The organism is Pseudomonas sp. PL-6 (assembly GCF_054110165.1).
In genome coordinates this window covers 1,286,679-1,312,109 of record NZ_CM134189.1, presented here as the reverse complement: position 1 = coordinate 1,312,109, position 25,431 = coordinate 1,286,679, and the positions used below count along the sequence as shown (strand labels likewise).

The window sequence follows — 25,431 nt, the reverse complement described above, 5'->3', positions numbered from 1 at the left end:
GCGCCCTGCGCCTAGACCATCTGCAGGCCCTGCTTGCCTTGCGGCGGAGGAAAGGCCGCGTCGAGCAGGGCCAGATCGTCCTCGCTCAGCACCAGCGCAGCCGCCGCGGCATTGTCGCGCAGGTGCGCGGCCTCCACGGCCTTGGGAATGGCGATCACCCCGCCCTGGCGCAGGATCCAGGCCAGCGCCACCTGGGCCGGCGTGGCGGCATGCCGCGCGGCCACTTCGCTCAGCGCCGGCTCGCGCAACAGGGCGCCGGCCTGACTCAGCGGACAATAGGCCATCAGCGGCATGCCGGCGCGGCGCTGCCAGGGCAGCAGATCGTACTCGATGCCGCGCGCCTCGAGGTTGTACAGCACCTGGTTGGCGGCGCAAGCCGCCTCGTCCAGCTCGACCAGGTCGTCCAGATCGAAGTTGGACACGCCCCAGGCGCCGATCTTGCCCTGCTCGCGCAGGCGCTCGAAGCCCGCGACCGTCTCCTGCAGGGGGTGCTGGCCGCGCCAGTGCAGCAGGTACAGGTCGATGCTCTCGCAATCCAGGCGCCGCAGGCTGCGTTCGCAGGCCTGTTGCACGCCCTGGCGGCTGGCGTTGTGCGGATAGACCTTGCTGACCAGAAAGACCTGCTCGCGGCGCCCAGCGATGGCCTCGCCGACCACCTCCTCGGCGCCGCCCTCGCCATACATTTCCGCGGTGTCGATCAGCCGCAGGCCGAGCTCGAGGCCTTCGCGCAGGGCCGCCACTTCGCGCGTCCGCTGGCGGCGATCCTCGCCCATATGCCAGGTGCCCTGGCCGATCACCGGCACCCGGGTGCCGGCCAACTCAAGCGTACGCATCGTCACTGCTCCTCCTGTTCATGACCGCCAGGGATCATAGGTGCCAAAGCTCCACAGATGCCCTTCGATATCCAGGCAGGTGAAGCCGCGCCCACCATAGTCCTCGTCGCGCAGCTCGATGACCACCTCCACCCCGGCCGCCTGAACCCGGGCATACAGGGCATCGGCGTCCTCCACCACCAGGTACAGGCACTGGGTACAACCAGCGGCCTGGTCCGGTTGGCGCATGTGCCGGCCGTGGGGCGAGTCGGCCGGCGAGCCGAGCATCAGCAGGTCGCGCCCCCGGCGCAGTTGGGCGTGGGCGATACCGCCCTGCGCGTCGGGTACCACCAGTTGCGCCTCGAAGCCAAACACCCGGCACAGCCAGTCGATTGCCGCCGGGGCATCACGGTAACGCAGGCAGGGAATCAATCGGTTACCGTCATTGCACTCTTTCATCGCACACCTCCGCATAGCCGTCGCCGCGCCATTGCAGCAGGCAGAAACCGTGGCCGAAAGGGTCGCTGAGCAACGCCAGCCGGCCCCAGGCCTGTTCGCTGATCGTGCTCTCCTGACGCGCGCCGGCAGCCAGGGCCCGCGCCAGGGCGACGTCCAGGTCGTCGACGACGACATCCAGATGCAGCGGTGTCCAGTGGCGGCCATAGTCGCGCCCCGTCCTCGCCGTGGCGAAAGGCCTGCTGCCCGCCGCCTTGTGCAGCAGATAGAGCGGCACCGCGGCCCCCAGCAGCTCGACCACGCTGCCCGCGAACAACCGGCGCCCGACGCGCAGGCCGAGCGCTCGAGTATAGAAGGCCTCGGCCGCCGCCAGGTCCGGCACGTCGAGGTTCAGCAACAACTCCATGCTCAGAGCGGCTTGAGCAGCAACAGCAGCGATACCGGCTGCACGCTCTCCGGGTGCAGCGGCTCCTGCAGCCACTCCAGGCGCCAGCCGGTCTCGCCGATCAGCGTCAGCCAGGACTGCAGGGTGCGAAAGAACCAGGGCATGGGGGCCTGGAAGCCCTCGCCGAAACCGGCGAAGTCCTCCACCCGCCAGCCGTCGCGATAGGCCTCGCCGTGGCTGGCGCGCCAGGGGTGCAGGGTCTGGATCAGCAGGCTGCCGCCCGGCGCCAGCAGCCCGTGCAGGCTGTGCAGGAGCGGCTGCAGCGGCTCCTCGAGCAGGGCGAAGTTGCACACCAGCACCTCGAAACGGCCCAGCGCCTCGGCCTGGCTGTCCAGCTCGGCGTAACCGCAGACCCGGTACTGGCTGCGTCCATCGCAGGCGGCGCGGGCCGCCTCGATCAGCGGCGCCGAAGCATCCACGCCGACCGGCTCGATGCCGTGTTCGGCCAGGCCGCGGCACAGCCAGCCCTCGCCGCAGCCGATATCCAGCACCCGCTTGGGTGCCAGGGCCAGCACTGCCTGGAGAATCGCCGCATCGGTGACCAGCCGCCGGCTCTCGATGCGTTGCTCGCGCACCGCGGCAGCCCAGGCATCGGCGTTGGCCTGCCAGCTCTGCTGAAGCTGTTCTCGATGATCGCGCTGCATGGCGATTTCCTGCATTTTTGCGGTGAAGTGGATTCTAGACGCTGCGCCAGCGTCTAAGCTGATATCAGGCAAACGCGGTGACCCGCCTTCTGGCGGCGCTCACCCGGGGGATTTCCGTGAGCTGACAGGCCAGGCCGGTGGATTATGGGCGCATTATGGCAATCCGATCCTCAGCAGCGCGACCTTGCGTCGGACGCTATCGCGGCGACCGAGCCGACGCCGGGTCCGCCGTCGCGGCGCTGGCGCCTGCTGCCCTACCTGCTGGTGCCGCTGCTGTTGCTGCTCGCCGCCGCCCTGCTCGCCTTCGAGTTGCGCAGTGCGCACTTCCAGGCCCGCGAATTGAGCCGCTACGCCGCCAGCCTGAATTATCGCGTCGAGCCCGGGCCGAGCCCGGCCATCGTCTACCCGAGCGACGGGCCGTTCGACAAGCGCCAGGGCTACGCCTACCTGCCGCTGATGCTCGAGCGCCTGCAGCAGCGCGATTTCCTGATCAGCGAGCAGGCGCGTTTCTCCCCGGCGCTGATGGCCTATAGCCACCGCGGCTTCTTCCCGCCGTTCGTCGAGAAGAGCCAGAGCGGCCTGAGCATCGCCGACTGCCGCGGCACGCCGTTCTACCAGTTCCGCTACCCACAGCAGGGCTATGCCGACTTCGCCGCCATCCCGCCGCTGGTGGTGGGCAGCCTGCTGTTCATCGAGAACCGTCACCTGCTCGACAGCGAGCAGCCGCTGGCCAACCCGGCGGTGGACTGGCCGCGCTTCGCCATGGCGGCGCTGTCGCAGCTGGGCAAGCTGCTCGACGTGCAGGATCAGTCCGCCGGCGGCAGCACCCTGGCCACCCAGCTGGAGAAATACCGCCACTCGCCCGACGGCCTGACCCTGTCGGCCGGGGAAAAGCTGCGGCAGATGATTTCCGCCAGCGTGCGCGCCTATCAGCAGGGCCCGCAGACCCTGGAGGCGCGGCGGAACATCGTGCGCGACTACCTCAACAGCGTGCCACTGTCCGCCGCGCCGGGGCACGGCGAGGTGCACGGCCTGGCCGACGGCCTGCGCATCTGGTACGGCGCCGATTTCGAGCGCAGCAACGCCCTGCTCGACCCGGCCCGTACCCCCGAGGCCAGCCTGGCCGAACGCGGTCTGGCGCTGCGCCAGGTGCTGTCGCTGATGATCGCCCAGCGCCGCCCATCCTATTACCTGGCCCAGGGCCGCAAGGAGATGGAGGCGCTGACCGACAGCCATATCCGCCTGCTGGCCGGCGGCGGGCTGATCGACGGCGCCCTGCGCGACGCCGCCCTGGCGCAGAAACTGCGCTACCGTGACTGGCAGCTGGAACCCAACCTGCGTCCGGTGGAGAGCGACAAGGGCATCAGCGTGGCCCGCTCGCGCCTGTCCAACCTGCTGGGCATGCCGCTGTACGACCTCGACCGCCTCGACCTGGCCGCCCGCAGCACCCTGCAGCGCGACCTGCAGCAGCAGGCCAGCGCCTACCTGCAGCGCCTGGCCGAGCCGGAATTCGCCGGGCAGATCGGCCTGTTCGGCGAACGCCTGCTGTCGCCGGAAAAGACCGCCGAGGTGCGCTACAGCTTCACCCTGTTCGAGCGCACCGCCACCGGCAGCCGGGTGCGGGTGCAGACCGACAGCACCGACCAGCCATTCGACATCAACGAGGGCAGCAAGCTGGAGCTGGGCTCCACCGCCAAGCTGCGGGTGCTGGCCACCTACCTGGAGATGATCGCCGAGCTGCACCAGCGGCATGCCGGCAAGAGCGTCGAGGAGCTGCGCGCGCTGGACATAGCCCCACAGGACAACCTCAGCCGCTGGGCGATCGACTACCTGCGCGGCAACACCGGCGCCAGCCTGCCGGCCATGCTCGACGCGGCGCTGGAGCGCAAATACTCCGCCAGCCCACACGAACGCTTCTTCACCGGCGGCGGCCTGCACACCTTCGGCAACTTCCGCCGCGAGGACAACGGCCGCATCCCGACCCTGCGCGAGTCCCTGCGCGAGTCGATCAACCTGCCGTTCATCCGCCTGATGCGCGACCTGGTGCGCTACAGCACCTACCAGAGCAGCGCCGAGCTGCTCAAGGACGACAAGGATCCGCGCCGCGAGGAATATCTGCGCAGCTTCGCCGACCGCGAGGGGCGCACCTTTCTCCTGCGCTTCTGGCGCAAGTACCAGGGCCAGGCGGAGCAGCAGCGCCTGGAAACCTTCCTCAGCGGCCTGCGGCAGACCTCGGTCCGCCTGGCCGCGGTGCACCGCTACCTGATGCCGCAGGCCGACGAGGCCACCTTCGCCGCCTTCCTGCGTGCCCAGGTACCGCAGGAAAAACTGACCGACCAGCGCATCGCCCGCCTCTACCTGGACTACGGCCCCGACGCCTACAGCCTGCCGGACCAGGGCTACATCGCCCGGGTGCACCCGCTGGAGCTGTGGCTGCTGGGCTTTCTCATCGAGAACCCGCAGGCCGGCTTCGGCGACGCCGTCGCCGCCAGCGTCGACGAGCGCCAGGAGGTCTACGGCTGGCTGTTCCGCAGCCGGCACAAGAGCGCCCGCGACAGCCGCATCCGCATCATGCTGGAGGTGGAGGCCTTCTCCGACATCCACCGGCGCTGGCAGAACCTCGGCTACCCCTTCGCCCATCTGGTGCCGTCACTGGCCACCGCCATCGGCAGCTCCGGCGACCGCCCGGCGGCGCTGGCCGAGCTGATGGGCATCATCCAGAACGACGGCATCCGCCAGCCGGTGCTGCGCATCGAGGAACTGCACTTCGCCGCCGCCACCCCCTACGAGACGCGCGTCGAGCGCAATACCCGCGGCGCCAAGCGGGTGATGTCCTCGGAAGTCGCCGCGGCGCTGCGCGGCGCGCTGTCGCAGGTGGTCGAGGGTGGCACCGCGCGGCGTCTGCAGGGCAGCTTCCTGCTGCAGGACGGGCGCAGCCTGACCCTCGGCGGCAAGACCGGCACCGGCGACAACCGCATCGAGAGCGTCGGCGCCGGCGGTCGGGTGCTCAGCTCGCGGGCGATGAACCGCACCGCCACCTTCGTGTTCTTCCTCGGCCCGCGTCACTACGGCACCCTTACCGCCTTCGTCCCCGGCCGCGAGGCGGAGAAATTCACCTTCACCTCGGCGCTGCCGGTGCAGGTGCTCAAGGGCATGGCGCCGATCCTCGCGCCCTACCTGGAACCGGGCAGCGCCACCCTGTGCCAGGCGCCGCAGAGCGCGCCGCAGATCAGCTGGCGGTAACACCCGGTAACCAGCGCGAAGGCACCCGGGCGACGAACGAGCAGTCTATGGCTGCCGTGTCCGTTTAGCCTAGGACCTTTGCCTGGAGCCGCCATGCCCCCATCCTGGATCGCCCTGTTGCGCCGCCGGCGCCTGAGCCTGTTCACCCTGGCCTGCCTGCTGGTGCTGCTGCCGATCGGCTGCGCCAAGCTGGAGCAGACCGAGCGCGAGCTGGTGTTTCGCATCGAGCCGGGCACCGCGCGCTGGTTCAGCGGCCTGCCCGCCGGCATCGAGGAGGTGCAGCTGCAGTCGCCGCAGCTGACGGCCGAGGAAAGCCTGCACGCCTGGTGGTGGCCGGCCGCGCGCGCCGATGCGCCGACCCTGCTGTACCTGCACGGCTCGCGCTGGAACCTCACCGGCCAGCTGTTTCGCATCGAACAGCTGCACGCCATGGGCTTTGCCGTGCTGGCCGTCGACTACCGCGGCTTCGGCCAGAGCCGCGGCCAGCTGCCCTCCGAGCGCAGCGTCTACCAGGACGCGCGCATCGCCTGGCAGCATCTGACCAGGCTGCAGCCGGAGCCGGCCAAACGCCTGATCTACGGCCATTCCCTCGGCGGCGCGGTGGCGATCCACCTGGCCCGCGAGCTGGCCGAGGCGGACGCAACGGCGCAGGCCGGCGGGCTGATCGTCGAATCCAGCTTCACCAACCTGGCGGATGTCGCCGCCGCGGTGACCCGCACGCGCCTGCCGGTGCACTGGCTGCTGTCGCAGGAGTTCGACTCGCTGAGCAAGATCGCCGAGGTGGGGATGCCGGTGCTGATCGCCCACGGCCGCGACGACCGTTTCATCCCCGCGCGCTTCAGCGAGGCGCTGTACGCCGCGGCGAGCGAGCCCAAGCAGCTGCTGCTGATCGATGGCGCCAACCACAACAACGGCCTGCGCATGGCCGGCAGCAGCTACCGCCAGGCCCTGCAGGCGCTGGGGCTGGGTTTGAACTAGGCAGCGGCCTGGGATTCACAGCTGTTCTTGCACAGCGCCAGCACGTCGCCCGGATGCAATCCGGATCGGAGACAGGGAGTGGCGCGCGCCTAGGCCCGATCCTTGAACTGCTGCAGATAGAGCGCCTCGACCTTGGCCCGCGCCCAGGGCGTCTTGCGCAGGAAGGCCAGGCTCGATTTGAGGCTCGGTTCGTGCTTGAAGCAGCGGATATCGATGTGCCGGGCCAGGCCGTCCCAGCCCAGGCGCTCCACCAGGGCGCTGAGGATGGCCTGCAGGGTGAGGCCGTGGAGCGGGTCTTTCGCGGTCATGGGGCAGCCTGTGCGGGGTCGGGGAATCGGGGCCGCCACCTTAGCCAAAGGCGGCCGCCGGCGAAAGCCTGCTAACCACTCGCCGCCGGTTGCTCGCCCGGCGCGTCGGCGGCGCGCACACCCTCCTCGAGAAAGCCCAGGTTGGCCTCGCGGATCTGCTTGGCCGCCTCGTCGTAGAGAAACGGCAGGAACATGAAGCGCCGCCCGCGGGTCACCGGCAGCGCCTCGTGCAGCAGCGAACAGGCGAACACCACGGCGCCGCCCGGCGGCGCGCTGTACAGCGCCGCGCCGAACTCGGGAAAGCGCAACCAGCCGCCCTCGTACTCGCCGCTGTTGAGAAACAGCGAGACGGCGAAGCGGCGATGCGCCGTGCCCTTGGTGGTGTTGTCGCGGTGAGGGCGGAAGTGCCCCTCTTCCTCGGCGTCGTAGCAGCCGATCAGGTAGCGCTCCATGCGTGAGACCTTGAACTGGAAGGCGCGCTCGATCTGCGGCACCAGGCGCTGGTGGATGCGCTGGCGACAGGCCGCGCGCAACGTCTCGTCCTCCACCAGGCAGTCGCGCCGACTCTTGTGCGTCTGGCCGATCACCTGCACGGTCTTGCCGTCGATCTCCTGCATGTAGCCGGACGGCTCGCCGCCGCGCGCCCGGTAGTAGTCCATCAGCTCGCGGCACAGGCTCGGCTCGAAGATCCGCGGCAGCACCAGCACCGGTGCCTGGAACGCCGCGCGGCAGGGCGCGCCGATCTGCGGCAGGCTGTCCAGCACCTGTGTCAGCGCCTGCAGGTGCGCCGCCACCTCGCCGGCGAAGGGCAGCACCGCCAGCACCCGCAGCATGGGGTCGAGCACGTAGCTGACGCGCTGGTAGCGGCCGTCCTCGCGGCAGGCGCCGTACAGGCGGCTGACCTGGCGGTCGAAGTCCCAGAAGTAGCGCACCCCCGGCAGCGACTCGGCGACGCGCTGCAGGCGCGCGTCGTCGGCATCCACGGAGACGCCGAAGAAGGCCAGGTTGAGGTCGTCGAAGCGCTGGCGCTGCTCATTCAGCCCGGCCAGCAGCGCCTGGCTGGCGGGCTCGGCGGCCGAGGCGAAGAAGCACAGCAGGATGTAGCGCCCGCCGACCGTGTCGAACACGAAGCGCTGCCGGCTCTGCGTGGGACAGACGAACCAGGGCGCGGCCTCGCCGACGCCGAGTAAACCGTTGGCCATGTCCGCGCCCTCCGCGCGACTGAAGGAAAGCGGCCCCTGTCATAGGGAACTCAGGCCTAAGCATAGCCAGTCGGCGGCAGGAACGATGGCCGGGCGTCATCTGCCGAGCTGTTGTACAGGCATAAAAAAGGCGGTGGTTGCCGAGGCAACCACCGCCTGTGTCGTCACTGCCAGGGGATCAGACCGACTGGTATTCCTTCTCCGCTTCGTCGAAGCGCTGCAGCATCGCCTTACTCGGGCCGTTGCCGATGCGGCTGAAGATCAGGATCGCCAGGGTGGCGAGGATGAAGCCCGGGATGATCTCGTACAGGCCCAGACCGATCCAGTTCTTCCACACGATCACCGTGGTGGCACCGACCAGCATGCCGGCCAGGGCGCCGTTACGGGTCATGCCTTTCCACACCAGGGAGAGGATCACCACCGGGCCGAAGGCGGCACCGAAGCCGGCCCAGGCGTAGGACACCAGGCCCAGGACGCGGTTTTCCGGGTTGGCGGCCAGCCAGATGGCGATCAACGCCACCAGCAGCACCATGGCGCGGCCGACCCAGACCAGTTCGGTCTGCGAGGCGCCTTTGCGCAGGAAGGCCTTGTAGAAGTCCTCGGTCAGGGCGCTGGAGCACACCAGCAGCTGGCAGCTCAGGGTGCTCATCACCGCGGCGAGGATGGCGGACAGCAGGATGCCGGCGATCCAGGGGTTGAACAGCAGCTTGGACAGCTCGATGAACACCCGCTCCGGGTTCTCGGCGACCGGGCCGGCCAGTTCCGGGTGGGCGGCGAAGTAGGCGATGCCGAAGAAGCCGACGGCCACGGCACCGGCCAGGGTCAGGATCATCCAGGTCATGGAGATGCGGCGCGCGGCCGGAATGGCCTTCACCGACTCGGCGGCCATGAAGCGCGCCAGGATGTGCGGCTGGCCGAAGTAGCCCAGACCCCAGGCCATCAGCGAGATCACGCCGACGAAGGTGGCGCCCTTGAGCATGTCGAAGTTGGTGGCGTCGTTCAGCTCGATGGCGGCGAAGGTCGCATCGGCGCCGCCGGTGGCGATCAGCACCACGATCGGGGTGAGGATCAGGGCGAAGATCATCAGCGTGGCCTGCACGGTGTCGGTCCAGCTCACCGCGAGGAAGCCGCCGATGAAGGTGTAGGCGATGGTGGCGGCGGCGCCGGCCCACAGTGCGGTCTCGTAGCTCATGCCGAAGGTGCTCTCGAACAGACGGGCACCGGCGACCACGCCGGAGGCGCAGTAGATGGTGAAGAACACCAGGATCACCACGGCGGAGAAGATGCGCAGGATGCGGCTGTTGTCTTCGAAGCGGTTGGTGAAGTAGTCCGGCAGGGTCAGGGCGTTGCCGTTGTGCTCGGTCTGCACGCGCAGACGGCCGGCGACGAACAGCCAGTTGAGGTAGGCACCGATGACCAGGCCGATGGCAATCCAGCTTTCCGAGATACCGGCGATGAAGATGGCGCCCGGCAGGCCCATCAGCAGCCAGCCGCTCATGTCGGAGGCACCGGCGGACAGCGCGGTAACGAAACTGCCGAGGCTGCGGCCGCCGAGGATGTAGTCGGAAAGGTTCTTGGTGCGCAGATAGGCGACCAGGCCGATCAGCACCATGGCTGCGATGTACACCACGAAGGTGACGAGCATTGGAGTACTAGCTGTCATTGGGGGGCTCCCCTCTCGTTTGTTGTTATCGGGCATCGGCGACCGCCCATGCCCTGATTGGCAAAACGCACCCGCTCGTGGCGAGTGCCGGGCTCCGCTCTCTGTCACTCGTCGCACCGGCGCATTGGCGGGCACAGGCAAGGGCAGAAACCGGCGCTGTGGGATCTCCACCGCATCGTCACTGCATCGGCAAGTGCCTGGGCACCCTCCCTGACCTCCCTGGCTGACGCCTGCGGCCACCGAATCGCGCCACCACCGTGCTGGCCGCTGTTATCGGTCTAGCTCAGCATCGCTGGTCTGACCAATGGGCGCGGCCGGAAAACGGTCGTGACGAAAAGTGAAGGGCGGAATTTAGTGGCAGAGCGGCGCGGGCTTCTTGCAAAAAGCTCTGGAGTTTTTACAGAAAGCTCCAGCCCGGGGAACTTCCGGCGAACGGCCGTTCGAGCCGGCCAGCGCCACCGCCCTCAGCCCTGGCGATAGGGCAGGTAGCGCCGCGCGTCCTCGGCATAGGCCAGCACGCCGGGGCGTTCCTGGGCGAGGAAATCCGCCACCGCGGCGCGCAGGCCGGGATGGCAGAGGTAATGCCAGGAGCGAGTGATCACCGGCTCGAAACCGCGGATCAGCTTGTGCTCGCCCTGCGCGCCGGCATCGAAACGGGCCAGGCCCTGGTCGATGGCCAGCTGCATGCCCTGGTAGAAGCAGGTCTCGAAATGCAGCCGGTCGAACTCGGCCAGGCAGCCCCAGTAGCGGCCGTAGAGCGAGCCGCCGCCGAGCAGGCTGAAGGCCATGGCCACCGGACGCGAGCGCTGGCGCGCCAGCACCACGCGGATGGCGTCGGGCATGCGTTCGGCCAGCAGGCTGAAGAAGGCGCGCGTCAGGTACGGCGCCTGGCCGCGCACCTGGTAGGTGTTGGCGTAGCACTGGTAGACGAAGTCCCAGTCCGCCTCGCTCAGCTCGCCGCCCTGGCGCCAGTCGAAGTCGATGCCCTGCCCCGCCACCTGCTCGCGCTCCTTGCGCAGCTGCTTGCGTTTGCGCGAACTCAGCGCGTCGAGAAAGTCCTGGAAGTCGCGGTAACCGCGGTTCGTCCAGTGGAACTGGCAGCCGAGGCGTTCCAGCCAGCCGGCGCGGCCCTGCAGCAGGGCGTCGCAGGCCGGTGCGGTGAAGTTGATGTGCAGGCTCGACAGGCCCTCCTCGGGCAGGCCAGCGGCCAGGGCGTCGAGCAGTTGCCCGGCGGCCTGCGGATCGCCGAGCAGGCGCGCGCCGCCGACCGGGGAGAAGGGCACCGCGCCGAGCAGCTTGGGGTAATAGCCGATGCCGGCGCGGCGGCAGGCGTCGGCCCAGGCGTGATCGAACACGTACTCGCCGTAGGAATGCTGCTTGAGGTAGACCGGCATGGCGGCGCGCAGCGTGCCGCGCCGGTCCAGCCACAGCCGGTGCGCCGGCTGCCAGCCGCTGCGCCCGCCGACGCTGGCGCTGTCTTCCAGGGCACCGAGAAAGGCGTGACGCAGAAAGGGCTGGGCGTCGGCCAGCAGGGCGTCCCAGCTGGCTGGATCCAGATCGGCAAGTCGGTGCAGGGTCATGATCGGCATGGGCGCAGTCTGGCCTGTGCCGTGGGCGAAAAAAAGCCCGGGCGCCATTTTTAACCTCGCCTGGCACCGGCCCGCCGGATGGCCGCCAGGGGTGGCGAGCAATAAAAAAGCCCCGCCATCAGGCGGGGCTCAAACAGGAGCAGAGTCGGCGTTGAATCAGAACGCGTACTGCATGCGCATCACGAAAGCGTCGCCGTCGTCGTCACCCACGTTGTTGGTGATCTTGTCGGTCTCGGCCTTGACGTAGTTGGCGGCTACCTTGACCACGTCGTTGACGTACCAGTTGACGCCTACGGTGTGCAGCTTGGCCTTGGTGTCGCCCACTTCGCGGGTGGCGGTGGCCACGGTGACGTTGTCGTCTTCGACCTTGATGTTGTCGTAGCGGTAGAAGACTTCCCAGGCGCCGAGCTGCTTGTTCTCCGGCTTGATGCTGTCGAACTTCGCGCCATCGAGCTTGTAGCCGCGCGATTCGCCGGTCAGGGTGTAGGCCAGCTGAGCGTAGTAACCGTTGGCTTCGACGTCTTCAATACCGGCACGGTCGGCCTTCAGCTTGCGCGCCAGGTATTCGGCCTGAGCCGAGAACGGCCCCATGGCGTAGGCCAGTTCGGCACCCCAGGCCGCGTCGTTGTCGAAGTCTCCAGCCACGCCCTGGAAGCCGCCAAAGGTGGCGCGGTTGCCGTTGGTACCGGCGTCGTTGCCGCCGTTGGTGGACACGCCCCGCACGGTCAGACGCGGACGGATACGGCCGTCTGCGGCGACATCGTCGAGACCGCGGTTGGCGTAGTTCAGACCCAGGTGCAGGACATTGCCGGCCTCGGCCATCGGCGCGAACACGCCGCGCACGTTGAACTGTTTGACGCTCTCGCCGTCGGTGTCGTTGCTGTCCTTGGCGCTGACGCCACCGGACAGGAAGGCCATGTTGCCCAGAACCGAGCTGGCCTGCACGCCCATGCCGTTCTCGTGGCCGTTGACCCAGTCGGCGATTTCATAGATGGCGGAACGCTCGATGGCGGTGATCCACTTGGAGCTGGTGGCCTTCTCCAGACCGAAGTCCGGATCGAAGCGACCAAAGCGCAGGTTGACCGGGTTGAAGCCGGTGTAAGCAATCGACGCCTCGTCGAAGTAGCCGTCGTCGCTGTTGCCGGCGTTGTGGGCGAGGTCGTAGCTCAGCACATACTTCCAGTCCTTGTAGACGGTGCCACTGAGCTCCAGGAAGGCACGACGGAAGTAGGCGGCGTCGGCGTTGTTGCCGTTGCGGGTGTAGAAACCGTCGAAAGTGCCATAGTCGGCCTGCAAGCGGCCGCCGAGCTTGAAGCTGAACTCCTTGTCGGTAGTCGCTACTTCCAGGCCACCTTTGGTCTTGATCACGATATCGGCGCCGTCGGTGGTGACGGTGCCGGCGAAAGCCTGGGCGGAAACGGCCAGGGCCAGGGCGCTGGCTGCGAAACCGGCGAAGTGCTTACGGATCATCGAGAAATTCCCCTGTTGGACTTTTAGTGTTGAAAACACCCGAGCGCTGGGCTCGTTCGTGCTGGGGGGAATCTTGGCGAGGGGTTATTTCAGCTCAGTTGCCGATATATAAAGATTTCATGACAGCGGAACTTTTTTACTTCGATTTTCTATAAGCAGTGCAGCGCTCTGGCCCGCGGTTCAGGACGGCGCGACGCGCGGCCCGAACAGGATGATGGCGGCGCCCGCCAGGCACAGCGCCGCGCCCAGCCAGTCGCTGGCCAGCGGCCGGGTCTTCTCGACCAGCGCCAGCCAGGCCAGCGAAGCGACTATATAGACCCCGCCGTAGGCGGCGTAGGCACGCCCGGCGAACGCCGCCTCGACCCGCGTCAGGATCAGCGCGAACAGCGCCAGGCTGAGCAGCCCGGGCACTATCCACCAGGCGCTGCGGTCGAGCCGCAGCCACATCCAGAAGGCGTAGCAGCCGGCGATCTCCAGCAGCGCGGCGAGCAGGAACCACAGGTAGTTGAGCACGTTCGCCTCCTCAGCCGCGCAGCATGCCTTCGCGTTCCCAGGCGCAACGCACGCGCAGGGCGCCCTCCTGGGGGCTGTGAAAGCCGCTGTCGGATTCCCAGCGGAAGGTGTGCACGCCATTGAGCTCGGTTTCCAGGTGCACCACCGCATTGGCCCAGTACAGGCGCTTGAGCAGCGCCTCGAAGGCCTCGATCCACAGGTTCCACTCGTACTCCACCGCGCCGTAGCTGGCGCCGAAGTGGATCACCTGGGTCTGGTACAGGCCGGCGCCGGGCTGCTCGCAGAAGGAGAACATCTCGCGCCCGAGGAAGGGCCAGAGGTCGCCGGCCGGCAGTTCGGCCAGCACGCCGTGGTTGGTTTCGCGGCGCAGGCGACGCAGCTCGGGGTCATCCGAGGGCCAGTCGCGGATGCAGCCATAGACGATGGATTCGGACTCCACACCGGCACTCCAGGAAAAACAGACCGCCTTCTAACACAGCCCCGGCGGGCAAGAAAGGAACTGGCGCGAATTCTTCACCGCTGGCGCCGCTGGCTGCGCCCGAGCAGCCAGGCGATCAGCGTCATCAGCAGGGCCAGGCCGGTGAGCGCGGCGAACGGCAGACGGTAACTGCCGGACAGGTCGCGCGCCAGGCCGGTGAGAATCGGCGTCATGCAGGCCAGGCCGTAGCCGGTGAACAGCATCATCGCGGTCCAGCGGCTGACCGCCAGCGGCGAGCCGGCCTCGTACAGCGGCAGCACCAGCGACAGGGCGAAGGAGCCGCCGAGACCGAAGCCGATCAGCACCGCCCAGAGCTCGGGGACCACGCTCGGGGCAAAGCTGATCATCGCCAGGCACAGGCTGCTCAGCGCGCCGCAGGCCAGCAGCAGCGGGTAGCGGGCATCGAAGCGCTGCGCCAGCCAGGGCAGCAGGAAGGAGCTGGGCAGGCCCATCAGCATCGAGAGGCTGAGCAGCGAGTTGCTGCGCAGCAGGCTCAGCCCGGCCTCGTGGTAGCGCGCCACCACCCAGGTGGCCAGGGCATAGAACAGCCCGGCCTGCAGGGCGAAGAAACAGCTGATCAGCCAGGCGCGCGGCTGCCGCCAGGGCAGGCCGCCCTCCTGCGCTTCGCCGGCGCCGAGCTGGTTGGGCAGGCACAGCCAGAGCAGCACGCCGAGCAGCGCCGGCAGCGCCCAGACCGCCAGGCCGAGGTGCCAGGCATCGCCGAACAGCGCGGTGGCCGGCGCGGTGAGCACCGCGCCGGCGGTGCCGCCAATGGCCCCCCCCCCCCCCCCGGCGCCGCCGATGGCCATGCCGAGGGAATACCAGCCCACCACACGGCCCATCTGCCCGGCGAAATAGCGCTTGATGAAACCCGACAGCAGCGGCCCGGCCACCGCGATGGCGGCGCCGAGGGCGATGGCGCTGGCGATCAGCACCGCGCTCTGGTGCGCCGCCAGACGCGCCAGCAGGGCCAGGGCGATCAGTGCCATGCACAACACGATGGTGCGCTCCAGCCCCCAGCGCAGCGCCAGGCGCGGCGCCAGCGGGGCGAGCAGGCCCATGCACAGCACCGGCAGCGCGGTGGTCAGGCTGATGAAGCTGCGGCTCAGCGACAGCTCGGCGGCGATCCGCTCGATCAGCGGGGCTAGGGAGGTGATGCCGGGGCGCAGGTTGATCGCCGCCAGCACCAGGGCCACCAGCAGCAGGGCCCGAGGGACTGGTTTCACGGATTATCCAAGGTCAGAACGGCAGGCAGGCCGGATCGGCCACCCTACCCCCGCAGGCCCGCTCGGGCAAGCCTGCAGCGGCAATTAACTGACCTTTCGGTCAACCCGCCGGCTTGGCCTTGCCGCGCATCTTGTCGGCCATGTTGGCCATCTCGTCGTAGAGCGCCTGCGGGTTCTTCTGCTTGAGCGCCCAGGCCATGCGGCCCATCTCGTGCGGCAGGATCATGAAGCTGCCCTTGGCCAGCTCGGCGTGGATGTACTCGGCGATATCCGCCGCACTGATCGGCGAGCTTTCCAGCAGCTTGCCGACCTGCGCCTTCATCGCCGGGGTCGGACCGCGGAAGGAGTCCAGCAGGTTGGTCTGGAAGAACGACGGGCAGACCACGTGCACGCCGATCTCCTGCTGACGCAGCTCGATCAGCAGGCTTTCCGACAGCGCCACGACGCCGGCCTTGGCCACGTTGTAGTTGCTCATCGCCGGCCCCTGCATCAGCGCCGCCATCGAGGCGATGTTGACGATCTTGCCCTTGCTCTGCTCCAGCAACGGCAGGAAGGCCTTGCAGCCCTTGACCACGCCCATCAGGTTGATCGCGATCTGCCAGTCCCAGTCCTCCAGCGACAGCTCGCTGAAGAAGCCGCCGGACGCCACCCCGGCGTTGTTGACGATGATGTCGATGCCGCCGAACTGCTCTTCGCAGGCCTGCGCCAACGCGGTCAGCTGGCTGTAGTCGCGCACGTCGCAGCGGCGGGTGAAACCGTCGCCGCCGGCCTCGCGCACCAGCTTGAGGGTCTCGGCCAGGCCGGCCTCGTTGACGTCGGCCAGGGCCAGACGCCAGCCATCGCGCGCCCAGCGCAGGGCGATCTCGCGCCCCAGGCCGGAACCGGCGCCAGTAATCATCATGCGGTTTTGCATAGCGGGCCTGCCTTTTCAATGTCCGGTTGGAATGGCTGGCAGTGTAGCGAAGGAAATAGTGCCGCCAGCCCTTCATCAGGATTATGAATAGGCAGGGCAAATCGGCGCTACGGCCTGCGTCTCCAGCGCCACAGCAGCCAGCCGTACACCGCGCCGTTGACCAGCAGCACCAGTGCGCCGAGCCACAGCTGGATCTGCGACGTCAGTCCGGCCGGATAGATCAGCGGGATCAGGTAGTGTTCGACGAAGCCGCCGTCGTAACCGGCCTGCCCCGCCGCGCGGCGCAACTGGTTCTCCCAGGGCGTCAGCGGGCACAGCAGGTGGCACAACTCCACCACCGCGCCCCAGGCCACTGCCGGCAGGTGCAGCCAGACCAGGCGCGGCCAACGCAGCAGCAACAGGCCGCCGCCCAGCACGAAGAGGATAAAGGCCAGGTGCAGCAGCACCAGCGCATCGGCGGCCAGGCGCAGCAGCATCAGTTCACCACCCGCGGCGGCGGCGCCGTGGTGGAGCCAGGGCGATCGCGGACCGGCATGCAACAACCTCCTGTCAATGGCGCGCGCCTCTTTGGCAGGGCGCGGCGCCGCAAGATAAATAGAGCAAAGCTCTCCAGAGAATCCCGCTCATGCACTTCGACTATCGAAGCCATGCACAGCCCGTATTTCCCCAGGCTGCACAGGGAGACTAGCCTTGCTCTCGACGCGAAACGATTCTCATCGAGGTGCAGCATGCTCAAGACCCTGACCTTCACCATCATGCACTTCTGCATCGCCTTCGGCGTGGCCTACGCGCTGACCGGCAGCATCGCGGTCAGCGGCCTGGTGGCGGCGGTCGAGCCGCTGTGCAACTCGGTGGGCTTCTACTTCCACGAGAAGGTCTGGGCGCGCCTGGAGGCGAAGAAGCGCGAGTCGGCCATTCCCAGGCATGCCTGGCTGCATCACCACGTCTGATCGGCGACTTGCCAGAGCCCTGGGCACCCGCGGCATACTCGGCAGCATCCACAAGGAGCCGCCATGTCCAAGCTGAGCCTGCGCCCCGCGCAACCCGCCGATATTTCGCTGATTCTCGACTTCATCCAGGAACTGGCCGAGTACGAACGGCTCAGCCACCAGGTGGTCGCCGATCCGCTGCAGATGACCGAACACCTGTTCGGCCCGCGCCCCTTCGCCGAAGTGCTGATCGGCGAGGTGGACGGCGAGGCCGCAGGCTTCGCCCTGTTCTTCCACAACTATTCCACCTTCCTCGGCCGTCCCGGGCTGTACCTGGAAGACCTCTACGTGCGTCCCGCCGCCCGCGGCGCCGGCCTCGGCAAGGCGCTGCTGGCCGAGCTGGCACGCCTGGCGGTGAATCGCGGCTGCGGCCGCCTGGAGTGGTCGGTGCTGGACTGGAACACGCCGGCCATCGGCTTCTACGAGGGCCTGGGGGCCACGCCGCAGGACGACTGGACCGTCTACCGGCTGACCGGCGAGGCGCTGGACGCGCTGGCCGGACAGCCTCGATAAACCGCGGTTCTGGCACTTTGCCCCAACTATTGCTGTCATAAGCGGGCTGTTCAATCGAGACGTTCTCTTCTTAAAAGGGACTTGCCACATGCCCAGCCTTGCCCGACTCGCCGCCCTGCTCGGCGGCCTGGTCTTCTGTGCGTCCGCCGCAGCGGCGGACGTGGACGCCGAAAGCTACGGCTTTCCGCTGGCCAACCCGTTCGAGGCGACCATCGCCACCACCCCGCCGCAGCTGCGCCCGGCGTTGCCCGCCGACGACGCCATCGACCAGCGCGACTACGCCGTGCGCATCCGTCCGGATCGCGAGTTCGAGCTGCTGGAGAACTTCTGGCCGGTGACCAAGCTGCAGTACCGCCTGGCCCAGCAGAAGGGCCGTGCGCCGCTGATCTTCATCATCGCCGGCACCGGTGCGCACTATTCCAGCGGCACCCCGGAATACCTGAAGAAGCTGTTCTACGGCGCCGGCTTCCATGTGGTGCAGCTGTCGTCGCCGACCAGCTACGACTTCATGGCCGCCGCCTCGCGCTTCGCCACCCCGGGCTACACCCCGGACGATGCCGACGACCTGTACCGCGCCATGCAGGTGGTGCGCGCCCAGCACCCCAAGCTCGAGGTCAGCGAGTTCCACCTCACCGGCTACAGCCTCGGCGGCCTGCACGCCGCCTTCGTCAGCCAGCTCGACGAAACCCGCCGCGCCTTCGACTTCAAGCGCGTGCTGCTGCTCAACCCGCCGGTCAACCTCTACACCTCGATCACCAACCTCGACCGCCTGGTGCAGACCCAGGTCGAGGGCATCGACAACAGCACCAACTTCTACGACCTGGTGCTCGGCAAGCTGACCCGCTACTTCAACGAGAAGGGTTACCTGGATATCAACGAGGCCATGCTCTACGACTTCCAGCAGTCCAAGGAGAAGCTCTCCGACGAGCAGATGGCCATGCTCATCGGCACGGTATTCCGCTTCGCCGCCGCCGACATAGTGTTCAGCTCGGACCTGCTCAACCGCCGCGGCCTGATCACCCCGCAGGGCTATCGCATCAGCGAGGGCACCAGCCTCACCCCCTTCTTCCAGCTGGCGCTGCGCTGCGACTTCGACTGCTACATCGCCGAACAGCTGGTGCCGATGTGGCGCGCCCGCTACGACGGCGGCAGCCTCAACCAGCTGATCGATGCGGCCAGCCTCTACGCGCTGGAGGACTACCTCAAGGGCAGCGACAAGGTGGCGGTGATGCACAACGCCGACGATCTGATCCTCGGCCCCGGCGACATCGGCTTCCTGCGCCGCGCCTTCGGCGAGCGCCTGACCCTGTACCCGCGCGGCGGGCACTGCGGCAACCTCAACTACCGCGTCAACAGCGACGCCATGCTGGAGTTCTTCCGTGGCTAAGCACTGGATTCTGATCGCCCTGCTGCTGGGCAGCGGGCCGGCCTTGGCCGAACACCACGCCGACCCCGACGGCTTCACCAACCCGCTGCAGCACCTGCGTTTCAACCCGGGGCTGGATCAGCAGGAGTTCGAACGCGCCTCCAACGACGCCCTGCAGGTGTACGACCCGCTGGAGTCGTGGAACCGCCGCGTCTACCACTTCAACTACCGCTTCGATCAGTGGGTGTTCCTGCCGCTGGTGGACGGCTACCGCTACGTCACCCCGAACCTGGTGGAAAGCGGCATCCACAACTTCTTCAGCAACCTCGGCGAAGTGCCGACCCTGGCCAACAGCCTGCTGCAGCTCAAGGGCCAGCGGGCGATGAACAGCACCGCGCGGCTGCTGTTCAACACCATCCTCGGCATCGGCGGCATCTGGGACCCGGCCAGCCGGATGGGCCTACCCAGGCTGCGCGAAGACTTCGGCCAGACCCTCGGCCACTACGGCATGCCGGCCGGCCCCTACCTGATGCTGCCGCTGCTCGGCCCCTCCAACCTGCGCGACACCGGCGGGCTGGTGGCGGACTACAGCCTGGAAAGCGCGGTCAATTACCTCGACGTGGCCGACGCCAGCAGCCGCAACCCCGGCATCACGGCGCTGCGCGCGGTGGACGAGCGGGCGCACACCAGCTTCCGCTACGGCCAGCTCAACTCGCCGTTCGAGTACGAGAAGCTGCGCTACTTCTATCACGAGTCGCGCAAGCTGAAGATTGCCGAATGACTGGCCGCCGAGCAGCGGGATAAACCCATTGACCGCGGGGCCGCCCCGCGGTTTTAAGCTGACGGCCTCTCGCCAGCAGAAGGAGTGCAGCATGCGCGTCGCCCAACTGGCCAAGGCCGCCGCCGTCAGCGGCGATACCGTGCGCCACTACACCGACCTCGGCCTGCTCAAACCGCGGCGCGATCCGCACAACGGCTACCAGCTCTACGCCGCCGAGGACCTCAAGCGCCTGCGCTTTATCGCCCGCGCCCGCCGCCTGGGCTTCAGCCTCAAGGACGTGCAGGCCATCCTCGCCCGCGCCGACAGCGGTGCCGAGCCCTGCGCCGAGGTGCGCGAACTGCTCGGCGAGCGCCTGCACGCGCTCGAGGCGCATATCGCCGAATGCCGGCGCCTGGCCGGAGTGATGCAGCGCGCCCTCGCCGACTGGGCCGCGCGGCCGCAATGCGCGGCCGACGGCCAGGCCATCTGCCAGCTGATCGAGGATTTCGAACTGCCCGGCGAAAGCCGCCCGGCCAGCCCCTGCCCCGCCCACTGAAACATCGAACAGATCGATCAATAGCCCGCAAAACTTGCGACATTTGATCGACAAGATCGGCGTAGCATGGTCTCCATCGCCTCGACCGACGGAGTCCACACCATGATCCAAGCCCGCCGCATCCTCAGCATCCAACCCGGCCAGCCGGCCTCGGACGGCGCCGGCGTGCGCCTCAACCGGGTGATCGGTGGCCCGGGCCTGGAGCGCTTCGATCCCTTCCTGATGCTCGACGAGTTCTCCAGCAGCGACCCGGACGACTACATCGCCGGCTTCCCGCCGCACCCGCACCGCGGCTTCGAGACCATCACCTATATGCTCGAAGGGCGCATGCGCCATGAGGACCACTTGGGCAACGTCGGCCTGCTCGGCACGGGCGGCGTACAGTGGATGACCGCTGCGCGCGGCATCGTCCACAGCGAGATGCCCGAACAGGAGTCCGGCGCCATGCGCGGTTTCCAGCTGTGGCTCAACCTGCCGGCCAGGGACAAACTGGGCGACCCCGGCTACCGCGATATTCCGGCCGAGGAGATTCCGCGCCTGACCACGGCAGGCGGTGTCGAGGTGGTGGTGATCGCCGGCCAGTTCGACGACGGCCAGCACCGCCAGGCCGGCGCCGTGCAGCGCCCGCACACCCAGCCGCAGCTGTTCGACCTGCACCTGCCGCCCGGCAGCCGGATCGCCCCGCGCCTGGCCGACGGCCAGCGGGTGATGCTGTACGTCTACCAAGGCTTGCTCGAACTGCCCGAGGCCAGCGCGCAACCCGTCAGCGCCGGACGCCTGGTGCGGCTGTCCGACGCGGGTGAATTGCATCTGGCCAGCGCCCAGGGCGCACGGGTGCTGCTGATCGCCGGCACGCCGCTGCACGAGCCCATCGTGCAGTACGGCCCGTTCGTGATGAACAGCCGCGAGGAGATCGAGCAGGCCCTGCGCGATTTCCGCGACGGCGTGCTGGCCTGATCCGGCGCAGTGTCAGGCCGGCTGCGCCACCTCGGCCAGGCCGAGAAAGGCGCACAGGTCGGCCTTGCGCGCCATGGCGTCCTGGTAGCCCAGCTCGATCAGCTCGCTGCAGTAGCCGGGCTCGAACAGCAGGTAGCTGAGCACCCCGGCGCCGCCCGCCTTGGTCGCCCCCGGCCCGCGCAGGAACAGGCGCAGCGCCCGCGGCAGCTCGCGCTGGTGGCGCGCGGCGATCTGATCTAGCGGCCGGCTCGGGGCGATCACCAGCACGTCCACCGGGTTTAGGCCCAGGCCGCGCGGGCGATGCTCCGTCGGCACCAGGCCGCTCAACTGGTTGAGCCGGTCGAGCAGCTCGATATCGCTTTCCAGGCTGTCGATAAAGGTGCTGTTGAGCAGATGGCCGCCGATCTGCGCCAGGCTCGGCGGGCGATTGCTGAGCGGGCGCGGCGCCGGCTGACTGGGCTCGAGCTGGGCGTTGCCGCTGACCCCGATCACCAGCACGCGGCTAGCGCCCAGGTGCAGCGCCGGGCTGATCGGCGCCGACTGGCGCACCGCGCCGTCGCCGAAATACTCGCGGTTGATCTTCACCGGCGGGAAGATCAGCGGGATCGAGGCGCTGGCCAGCAGGTGTTCCAGCTGCAGGCGGGTCGGCACGCCGACGCGGCGGTGGCGGAACCAGGGGTCGATGGTGGCGCGGCCCTGGTAGAAGGTCACCGCCTGGCCGCTCTCGTAGCCGAAGGCGGTCACCGCCACGGCGCGCAGCTGGCGATGGCGCACCGCCGCGGCGATGCCGGAGAAATCCAGCTCGCGCGCCAGCAGCTCGCGCAGCGGCGAGCTGTCGAGCAGCGCCACCGGCACCTCGCGACCCAGGCCGAGCAGGCTGTGGCCGACGAAGCGCGCCGCCTGGCGCAGCACCCCCGGCCAGTCGCTGCGGTACACCATATGGGTGTGAAAACCCTGCCACACCGCGGTCAGGCGTCGCACCGCCTCGCTGAAATGCAGCGCCCCGCAGGCCAGGCCGACCGCGTTCACCGCGCCGGCCGAGGTGCCGACTATCACCGGAAAGGGGTTGTGCGCGGCATCCGGCAGCAGGTCGGCGATGGCCGCCAGCACGCCGACCTGATAGGCCGCCCGCGCCCCGCCGCCGGAGAGGATCAGCCCGGTGACAGGCTCGTGGGGGCGGGCAATGACGGTCATCGGGGCAGATCCTGGGGTTTATTCGAGTATAGGCGAGCTACTTGCGCTTCCCGTACAGCCTGGCCTCGCCCTCGGGGCGGGTCTTGAAGCGCCGGTGCGCCCACAGGTACTGCTCGGGGCAGGCGCTGACCACCTGCTCGATCCACTGGTTGATGCGCAGGCAGTCGGCCTCCTCGCTGTCGCCGGGGAAGTCCGCCAGCGGCGGGTGGATGACCAGGCGGTAGCCGCTGCCGTCGGCCAGGCGCTGCTGGGTGAAGGGAATCACCCGCGCCTTGCCCAGGCGGGCGAACTTGCTGGTGGCGGTGACGGTGGCCGCGGGGATGCCGAACAGCGGCACGAAGATGCTCTGCTTGCGCCCGTAGTCCTGGTCCGGCGCGTACCAGATGGCGCGGCCCGCGCGCAGCACCTTGAGCATGGCGCGGATGTCCTCGCGCTCGATGGCGCTGGCGTCGAGGTTGTGCCGCTCGCGGCCACGGCGCTGGATGAAGTCGAACAGCGGATTCTTGTGCTCGCGGTACATGCCGTCGATGGTGTGGTGCTGACCGAGCAGCGCGGCGCCTATCTCCAGGGTGGTGAAGTGCACGGCCATCAGGATCGCGCCCTGGCCTTCGGCCTGCGCCTGCTTGAGGTGCTCCAGCCCCTCGATGTGCGCCAGCGGCGCCAGGCGCGCCTTGGGCCACCACCAGCTCATGGCCATCTCGAAGAAGGCGATGCCGGTGGAGGCGAAGTTCTCCTTGAGCAGACGTTCGCGCTCGGCGGCGCTCAGCTGCGGGAAGCACAGCTCCAGGTTGCGCGCGGCGATGCGCCGGCGCGAGCCGGCCGTGCGGTACATCAGCCAGCCCAGCGCGCGCCCGAACCGCAGCAGCAGCGCGTAGGGCAACTGCACCACCAGCCACAGCAGGCCCAGGCCGAGCCACAGCGGCCAGAAGCGCGGATGAAGGAAATAGGCGCGAAAGCGTGGGCGATCCATGAAAGGTTTCCGAGCACGAGCAAAGCCGCGCATTCTAACGCAGTTTTCCCGCCGACTCGGAAGCCAGGGTGTCGGCGGCTTGCGGCTTGCAGCTCGAGTCGCTATAAGTCCGGGCAACTTTCCGACTCGCCACAAGGCCCATCGCCCTCCCATGAGCCAAGCCGATCTCCTCGCCCAAGACCCCGTGTTCCAGCTCAAGGGCAGCATGCTCGCCATCACCGTGATGGAGCTGGCGCACAACGACCTGGCCCGCCTCGACGCGCAACTGGCGGAAAAGGTCGCCCAGGCCCCGGCCTTCTTCAGCAACACCCCGCTGGTGCTGGCCCTGGACAAACTGCCGGACGGCGAAGGCGAACTGGACCTGGCCGAGCTGATGGCCGTCTGCCGCCGCCACGGCCTGCGCACCCTGGCCATCCGCGCCAGCCGCGCGGCCGATATCGCCGCCGCCGAGGCCATGGATCTGCCGGTGCTGCCGCCCTCCGGCGCGCGCGAACGACCGCTCGACCCGGCACCGAAGAAGGTCGAGAAGCCGGCCGAACCCGAACACAGGCCGAGCAAGATCATCACCAGCCCGGTGCGCGGCGGCCAGCAGGTCTACGCCCAGGGCGGCGACCTGATCGTCCTGGCCCCGGTCAGCGCCGGGGCGGAACTTCTCGCCGACGGCAACATCCATGTTTACGCGCCCATGCGCGGCCGCGCCCTGGCCGGCGTCAAGGGCAACGGCAAGGCACGGATTTTCTGTCAGCAAATGGGCGCCGAAATGCTGTCGATCGCCGGTCATTACAAGGTCGCCGAAGACCTGCGCCGCGACCCGCTGTGGGGCGATGCGGTGCATGTCAGCCTGTCGGGTGACGTGTTGAACATCACCCGCCTTTAACGGATACTGCGGCCAATTTTCAGGGACACAAAAAGGCATCCGGAAGCCCAATAACAGCCTACGGATTCCCGCTTTTTTCTTCATTTCTTGGGGTGAATCACCTTGGCCAAAATCCTCGTAGTTACTTCCGGCAAGGGTGGTGTCGGTAAAACCACCACCAGCGCCGCCATCGGTACCGGCCTCGCCCTGCGCGGGCACAAGACCGTCATCGTCGACTTCGACGTCGGCCTGCGTAACCTCGACCTGATCATGGGCTGCGAACGCCGCGTGGTGTACGACTTCGTCAACGTGGTCAACGGCGAAGCCACCCTGACCCAGGCGCTGATCAAGGACAAGCGCATCGAGAACCTGTTCGTGCTGGCTGCCAGCCAGACCCGCGACAAGGACGCGCTGACCCAGGAAGGCGTGGAGAAGGTGATCGGCGAACTGTCGCAGAACTTCGACTACGTGGTCTGCGACTCGCCGGCCGGCATCGAGAAGGGCGCGCACCTGGCCATGTACTTCGCCGACGAGGCGATCGTCGTGACCAACCCGGAAGTCTCCTCGGTACGCGACTCCGACCGCATGCTCGGCCTGCTGGCGAGCAAGTCGCGCCGCGCCGAGAAGGGCGAGGAGCCGATCCGGGAACACCTGCTGCTGACCCGCTACAACCCCGAGCGCGTGACCAAGGGCGAGATGCTCGGCGTCGAGGACGTCGAGGAAATCCTCGCCATCCGTCTGCTCGGCGTGATTCCCGAGTCGCAGGCGGTGCTCAAGGCCTCCAACCAGGGCGTGCCGGTGATCCTCGACGAGCAGAGCGACGCCGGCCAGGCGTACAGCGACGCGGTCGAACGCCTGCTCGGCAAGGAAGTGCCGCATCGCTTCCTCGACGTGCAGAAGAAAGGACTCATGCAACGCTTATTCGGAGCTCGCTAAATGAATATTTTCGACTTCTTTCGCGAACGCAAAAAGGAAACCCCGGCGTCGATCGCGAAAGAGCGTCTGCAAATCATCGTCGCCCACGAACGCGGCCAGCGCAGCCAGCCGGACTACCTGCCGGCGCTACAGCAGGAACTGGTCGAAGTGATCCGCAAGTACGTCAATATCGACTCGGATCAGGTCCAGGTCGCCCTGGAGAACCAGGGCAGTTGCTCGATCCTGGAGCTCAACATCACCCTGCCGGATCGCTGATAGCTACCGGCCCGGTTCACGGCGGCTTCGGCCGCCGTGTTCGTTTATAGTCCCAGGCACCTGTAGGCACGAGCTCTGCTCGCGAACGCCGGTAGCCTGCAGACTTCGCGAGCAGAGCTCGCTCCTACAAGACCGCTGC

General features: G+C 68.0%; 27 protein-coding genes. 11 read left to right on the top strand and 16 right to left on the bottom strand.

Going from position 1 to position 25,431, the window contains the following annotated elements; genetic code table 11:
• Window positions 1–11 precede the first annotated feature (11 nt).
• The 4 genes from ACW9UL_RS05950 to ACW9UL_RS05935 are packed head-to-tail and all read right to left on the bottom strand — an operon-like array spanning window position 12 to window position 2,357.
• Window positions 12–833, bottom strand: coding sequence for an aldo/keto reductase (locus ACW9UL_RS05950; protein WP_457789485.1), 822 nt, complete (start codon window positions 831–833; stop codon window positions 12–14).
• Window positions 834–851: 18 nt separating this feature from the next.
• Window positions 852–1,271 (bottom strand): VOC family protein, encoded by a 420-nt coding sequence (locus ACW9UL_RS05945; RefSeq protein WP_457789483.1) that lies wholly within the window; start codon window positions 1,269–1,271, stop codon window positions 852–854.
• The gene (locus ACW9UL_RS05940; RefSeq protein WP_457789481.1) at window positions 1,255–1,674 is read right to left on the bottom strand and encodes a VOC family protein; all 420 of its coding nucleotides are present in this window, start codon (window positions 1,672–1,674) and stop codon (window positions 1,255–1,257) included. Before ACW9UL_RS05940 ends, ACW9UL_RS05945 begins: the two co-directional genes overlap by 17 nt.
• Window positions 1,675–1,676: 2 nt before the next feature.
• Window positions 1,677–2,357 carry a class I SAM-dependent methyltransferase gene (locus ACW9UL_RS05935; protein ID WP_031303464.1) on the bottom strand — a complete coding sequence of 227 codons (681 nt, stop codon included), beginning with the start codon at window positions 2,355–2,357 and terminating at the stop codon, window positions 1,677–1,679.
• 144 nt (window positions 2,358–2,501) lie between these two features.
• Here ACW9UL_RS05935 and ACW9UL_RS05930 point away from each other — a divergent pair, with 144 nt between their 5' ends.
• Entirely contained in the window at window positions 2,502–5,600 is a 3,099-nt protein-coding gene (locus tag ACW9UL_RS05930; protein ID WP_457789479.1) for a transglycosylase domain-containing protein, read from the top strand.
• A 93-nt stretch (window positions 5,601–5,693) separates the two neighbouring features.
• The gene (locus ACW9UL_RS05925) at window positions 5,694–6,578 is read left to right on the top strand and encodes an alpha/beta hydrolase (protein WP_457789477.1); all 885 of its coding nucleotides are present in this window, start codon (window positions 5,694–5,696) and stop codon (window positions 6,576–6,578) included.
• 89 nt (window positions 6,579–6,667) lie between these two features.
• On the opposite strand, the gene ACW9UL_RS05920 is transcribed toward ACW9UL_RS05925, so the two are convergent.
• The 10 genes from ACW9UL_RS05920 to ACW9UL_RS05875 form a co-directional block, all read right to left on the bottom strand.
• Window positions 6,668–6,886, bottom strand: coding sequence for a VF530 family protein (locus ACW9UL_RS05920; RefSeq protein ID WP_397485715.1), 219 nt, complete (start codon window positions 6,884–6,886; stop codon window positions 6,668–6,670).
• A 71-nt stretch (window positions 6,887–6,957) separates the two neighbouring features.
• A complete protein-coding gene (locus tag ACW9UL_RS05915; protein ID WP_457789475.1) occupies window positions 6,958–8,088 on the bottom strand; it encodes a redoxin domain-containing protein in 1,131 nt (376 codons plus the stop codon).
• A 178-nt stretch (window positions 8,089–8,266) separates the two neighbouring features.
• Window positions 8,267–9,751, bottom strand: a complete 1,485-nt coding sequence (putP, locus tag ACW9UL_RS05910) for a sodium/proline symporter PutP (protein WP_122107565.1) — start codon at window positions 9,749–9,751, stop codon at window positions 8,267–8,269.
• A gap of 464 nt (window positions 9,752–10,215) precedes the next feature.
• A complete protein-coding gene (locus ACW9UL_RS05905; RefSeq protein WP_397496295.1) occupies window positions 10,216–11,340 on the bottom strand; it encodes a GNAT family N-acetyltransferase in 1,125 nt (374 codons plus the stop codon).
• 156 nt (window positions 11,341–11,496) lie between these two features.
• Window positions 11,497–12,810, bottom strand: a complete 1,314-nt coding sequence (locus tag ACW9UL_RS05900; protein ID WP_021444563.1) for an OprO/OprP family phosphate-selective porin — start codon at window positions 12,808–12,810, stop codon at window positions 11,497–11,499.
• A gap of 180 nt (window positions 12,811–12,990) precedes the next feature.
• Window positions 12,991–13,323: a YnfA family protein gene (locus ACW9UL_RS05895; RefSeq protein WP_021444564.1), complete on the bottom strand. Its 333-nt coding sequence runs from the start codon at window positions 13,321–13,323 to the stop codon at window positions 12,991–12,993.
• Window positions 13,324–13,333: 10 nt separating this feature from the next.
• Window positions 13,334–13,762 carry a hypothetical protein gene (locus ACW9UL_RS05890; protein WP_021444565.1) on the bottom strand — a complete coding sequence of 143 codons (429 nt, stop codon included), beginning with the start codon at window positions 13,760–13,762 and terminating at the stop codon, window positions 13,334–13,336.
• A 74-nt stretch (window positions 13,763–13,836) separates the two neighbouring features.
• Window positions 13,837–15,027, bottom strand: a complete 1,191-nt coding sequence (locus tag ACW9UL_RS05885; RefSeq protein WP_457789472.1) for an MFS transporter — start codon at window positions 15,025–15,027, stop codon at window positions 13,837–13,839.
• A gap of 100 nt (window positions 15,028–15,127) precedes the next feature.
• A complete protein-coding gene (locus ACW9UL_RS05880; RefSeq protein ID WP_021443870.1) occupies window positions 15,128–15,940 on the bottom strand; it encodes an SDR family oxidoreductase in 813 nt (270 codons plus the stop codon).
• A 107-nt stretch (window positions 15,941–16,047) separates the two neighbouring features.
• A complete protein-coding gene (locus ACW9UL_RS05875; RefSeq protein ID WP_457789470.1) occupies window positions 16,048–16,416 on the bottom strand; it encodes a DUF2784 domain-containing protein in 369 nt (122 codons plus the stop codon).
• Window positions 16,417–16,668: 252 nt separating this feature from the next.
• Here ACW9UL_RS05875 and ACW9UL_RS05870 point away from each other — a divergent pair, with 252 nt between their 5' ends.
• From ACW9UL_RS05870 to ACW9UL_RS05845, 6 genes are all read left to right on the top strand, one after another.
• Window positions 16,669–16,890 carry a DUF2061 domain-containing protein gene (locus ACW9UL_RS05870; RefSeq protein ID WP_397496292.1) on the top strand — a complete coding sequence of 74 codons (222 nt, stop codon included), beginning with the start codon at window positions 16,669–16,671 and terminating at the stop codon, window positions 16,888–16,890.
• A gap of 63 nt (window positions 16,891–16,953) precedes the next feature.
• Window positions 16,954–17,442 (top strand): GNAT family N-acetyltransferase, encoded by a 489-nt coding sequence (locus ACW9UL_RS05865; RefSeq protein ID WP_021443873.1) that lies wholly within the window; start codon window positions 16,954–16,956, stop codon window positions 17,440–17,442.
• Between the two features lie 88 nt (window positions 17,443–17,530).
• Complete coding sequence (gene mlaY, locus ACW9UL_RS05860; protein ID WP_457789468.1) at window positions 17,531–18,829, top strand: lipid asymmetry maintenance lipase MlaY; 1,299 nt, start codon at window positions 17,531–17,533, stop codon at window positions 18,827–18,829.
• Window positions 18,822–19,589: an MlaA family lipoprotein gene (locus ACW9UL_RS05855; protein ID WP_021443875.1), complete on the top strand. Its 768-nt coding sequence runs from the start codon at window positions 18,822–18,824 to the stop codon at window positions 19,587–19,589. Before mlaY ends, ACW9UL_RS05855 begins: the two co-directional genes overlap by 8 nt.
• 91 nt (window positions 19,590–19,680) lie before the next feature.
• Window positions 19,681–20,124: a MerR family DNA-binding protein gene (locus ACW9UL_RS05850; RefSeq protein WP_457789466.1), complete on the top strand. Its 444-nt coding sequence runs from the start codon at window positions 19,681–19,683 to the stop codon at window positions 20,122–20,124.
• 102 nt (window positions 20,125–20,226) lie between these two features.
• A complete protein-coding gene (locus ACW9UL_RS05845) occupies window positions 20,227–21,081 on the top strand; it encodes a pirin family protein (protein ID WP_457789464.1) in 855 nt (284 codons plus the stop codon).
• 12 nt (window positions 21,082–21,093) lie between these two features.
• Here ACW9UL_RS05845 and ACW9UL_RS05840 read toward each other — a convergent pair whose 3' ends face one another.
• Together ACW9UL_RS05840 and ACW9UL_RS05835 are read right to left on the bottom strand one after the other, a co-directional pair.
• The gene (locus ACW9UL_RS05840) at window positions 21,094–22,275 is read right to left on the bottom strand and encodes a patatin-like phospholipase family protein (protein WP_457789462.1); all 1,182 of its coding nucleotides are present in this window, start codon (window positions 22,273–22,275) and stop codon (window positions 21,094–21,096) included.
• Window positions 22,276–22,312: 37 nt separating this feature from the next.
• Complete coding sequence (locus tag ACW9UL_RS05835) at window positions 22,313–23,245, bottom strand: lipid A biosynthesis lauroyl acyltransferase (RefSeq protein ID WP_457789460.1); 933 nt, start codon at window positions 23,243–23,245, stop codon at window positions 22,313–22,315.
• A gap of 151 nt (window positions 23,246–23,396) precedes the next feature.
• On the opposite strand from ACW9UL_RS05835, the gene minC reads away from it, so the two are divergent.
• From minC to minE, 3 genes are all read left to right on the top strand, one after another.
• The gene (gene minC, locus ACW9UL_RS05830; RefSeq protein WP_457789458.1) at window positions 23,397–24,122 is read left to right on the top strand and encodes a septum site-determining protein MinC; all 726 of its coding nucleotides are present in this window, start codon (window positions 23,397–23,399) and stop codon (window positions 24,120–24,122) included.
• Window positions 24,123–24,224: 102 nt separating this feature from the next.
• Entirely contained in the window at window positions 24,225–25,037 is an 813-nt protein-coding gene (gene minD / locus ACW9UL_RS05825) for a septum site-determining protein MinD (RefSeq protein WP_021443220.1), read from the top strand.
• Window positions 25,038–25,292 carry a cell division topological specificity factor MinE gene (gene minE / locus ACW9UL_RS05820; protein ID WP_021443221.1) on the top strand — a complete coding sequence of 85 codons (255 nt, stop codon included), beginning with the start codon at window positions 25,038–25,040 and terminating at the stop codon, window positions 25,290–25,292.
• Window positions 25,293–25,431 lie beyond the last annotated feature (139 nt).

Bases quoted from the DNA above. Each gene is read 5' to 3' on its own strand.
- ACW9UL_RS05950 (WP_457789485.1), bottom strand. From the start codon at position 833: ATGCGTACGCTTGAGTTGGCCGGCACCCGGGTGCCGGTGATCGGCCAG.
- ACW9UL_RS05945 (WP_457789483.1), bottom strand. From the start codon at position 1,271: ATGAAAGAGTGCAATGACGGTAACCGATTGATTCCCTGCCTGCGTTAC.
- ACW9UL_RS05940 (WP_457789481.1), bottom strand. From the start codon at position 1,674: ATGGAGTTGTTGCTGAACCTCGACGTGCCGGACCTGGCGGCGGCCGAG.
- ACW9UL_RS05935 (WP_031303464.1), bottom strand. From the start codon at position 2,357: ATGCAGCGCGATCATCGAGAACAGCTTCAGCAGAGCTGGCAGGCCAAC.
- ACW9UL_RS05930 (WP_457789479.1), top strand. From the start codon at position 2,502: ATGGGCGCATTATGGCAATCCGATCCTCAGCAGCGCGACCTTGCGTCG.
- ACW9UL_RS05925 (WP_457789477.1), top strand. From the start codon at position 5,694: ATGCCCCCATCCTGGATCGCCCTGTTGCGCCGCCGGCGCCTGAGCCTG.
- ACW9UL_RS05920 (WP_397485715.1), bottom strand. From the start codon at position 6,886: ATGACCGCGAAAGACCCGCTCCACGGCCTCACCCTGCAGGCCATCCTC.
- ACW9UL_RS05915 (WP_457789475.1), bottom strand. From the start codon at position 8,088: ATGGCCAACGGTTTACTCGGCGTCGGCGAGGCCGCGCCCTGGTTCGTC.
- putP (WP_122107565.1), bottom strand. From the start codon at position 9,751: ATGACAGCTAGTACTCCAATGCTCGTCACCTTCGTGGTGTACATCGCA.
- ACW9UL_RS05905 (WP_397496295.1), bottom strand. From the start codon at position 11,340: ATGCCGATCATGACCCTGCACCGACTTGCCGATCTGGATCCAGCCAGC.
- ACW9UL_RS05900 (WP_021444563.1), bottom strand. From the start codon at position 12,810: ATGATCCGTAAGCACTTCGCCGGTTTCGCAGCCAGCGCCCTGGCCCTG.
- ACW9UL_RS05880 (WP_021443870.1), bottom strand. From the start codon at position 15,940: ATGCAAAACCGCATGATGATTACTGGCGCCGGTTCCGGCCTGGGGCGC.
- ACW9UL_RS05875 (WP_457789470.1), bottom strand. From the start codon at position 16,416: ATGCTGCTGCGCCTGGCCGCCGATGCGCTGGTGCTGCTGCACCTGGCC.
- ACW9UL_RS05870 (WP_397496292.1), top strand. From the start codon at position 16,669: ATGCTCAAGACCCTGACCTTCACCATCATGCACTTCTGCATCGCCTTC.
- ACW9UL_RS05865 (WP_021443873.1), top strand. From the start codon at position 16,954: ATGTCCAAGCTGAGCCTGCGCCCCGCGCAACCCGCCGATATTTCGCTG.
- mlaY (WP_457789468.1), top strand. From the start codon at position 17,531: ATGCCCAGCCTTGCCCGACTCGCCGCCCTGCTCGGCGGCCTGGTCTTC.
- ACW9UL_RS05850 (WP_457789466.1), top strand. From the start codon at position 19,681: ATGCGCGTCGCCCAACTGGCCAAGGCCGCCGCCGTCAGCGGCGATACC.
- ACW9UL_RS05845 (WP_457789464.1), top strand. From the start codon at position 20,227: ATGATCCAAGCCCGCCGCATCCTCAGCATCCAACCCGGCCAGCCGGCC.
- ACW9UL_RS05840 (WP_457789462.1), bottom strand. From the start codon at position 22,275: ATGACCGTCATTGCCCGCCCCCACGAGCCTGTCACCGGGCTGATCCTC.
- ACW9UL_RS05835 (WP_457789460.1), bottom strand. From the start codon at position 23,245: ATGGATCGCCCACGCTTTCGCGCCTATTTCCTTCATCCGCGCTTCTGG.
- minC (WP_457789458.1), top strand. From the start codon at position 23,397: ATGAGCCAAGCCGATCTCCTCGCCCAAGACCCCGTGTTCCAGCTCAAG.
- minE (WP_021443221.1), top strand. From the start codon at position 25,038: ATGAATATTTTCGACTTCTTTCGCGAACGCAAAAAGGAAACCCCGGCG.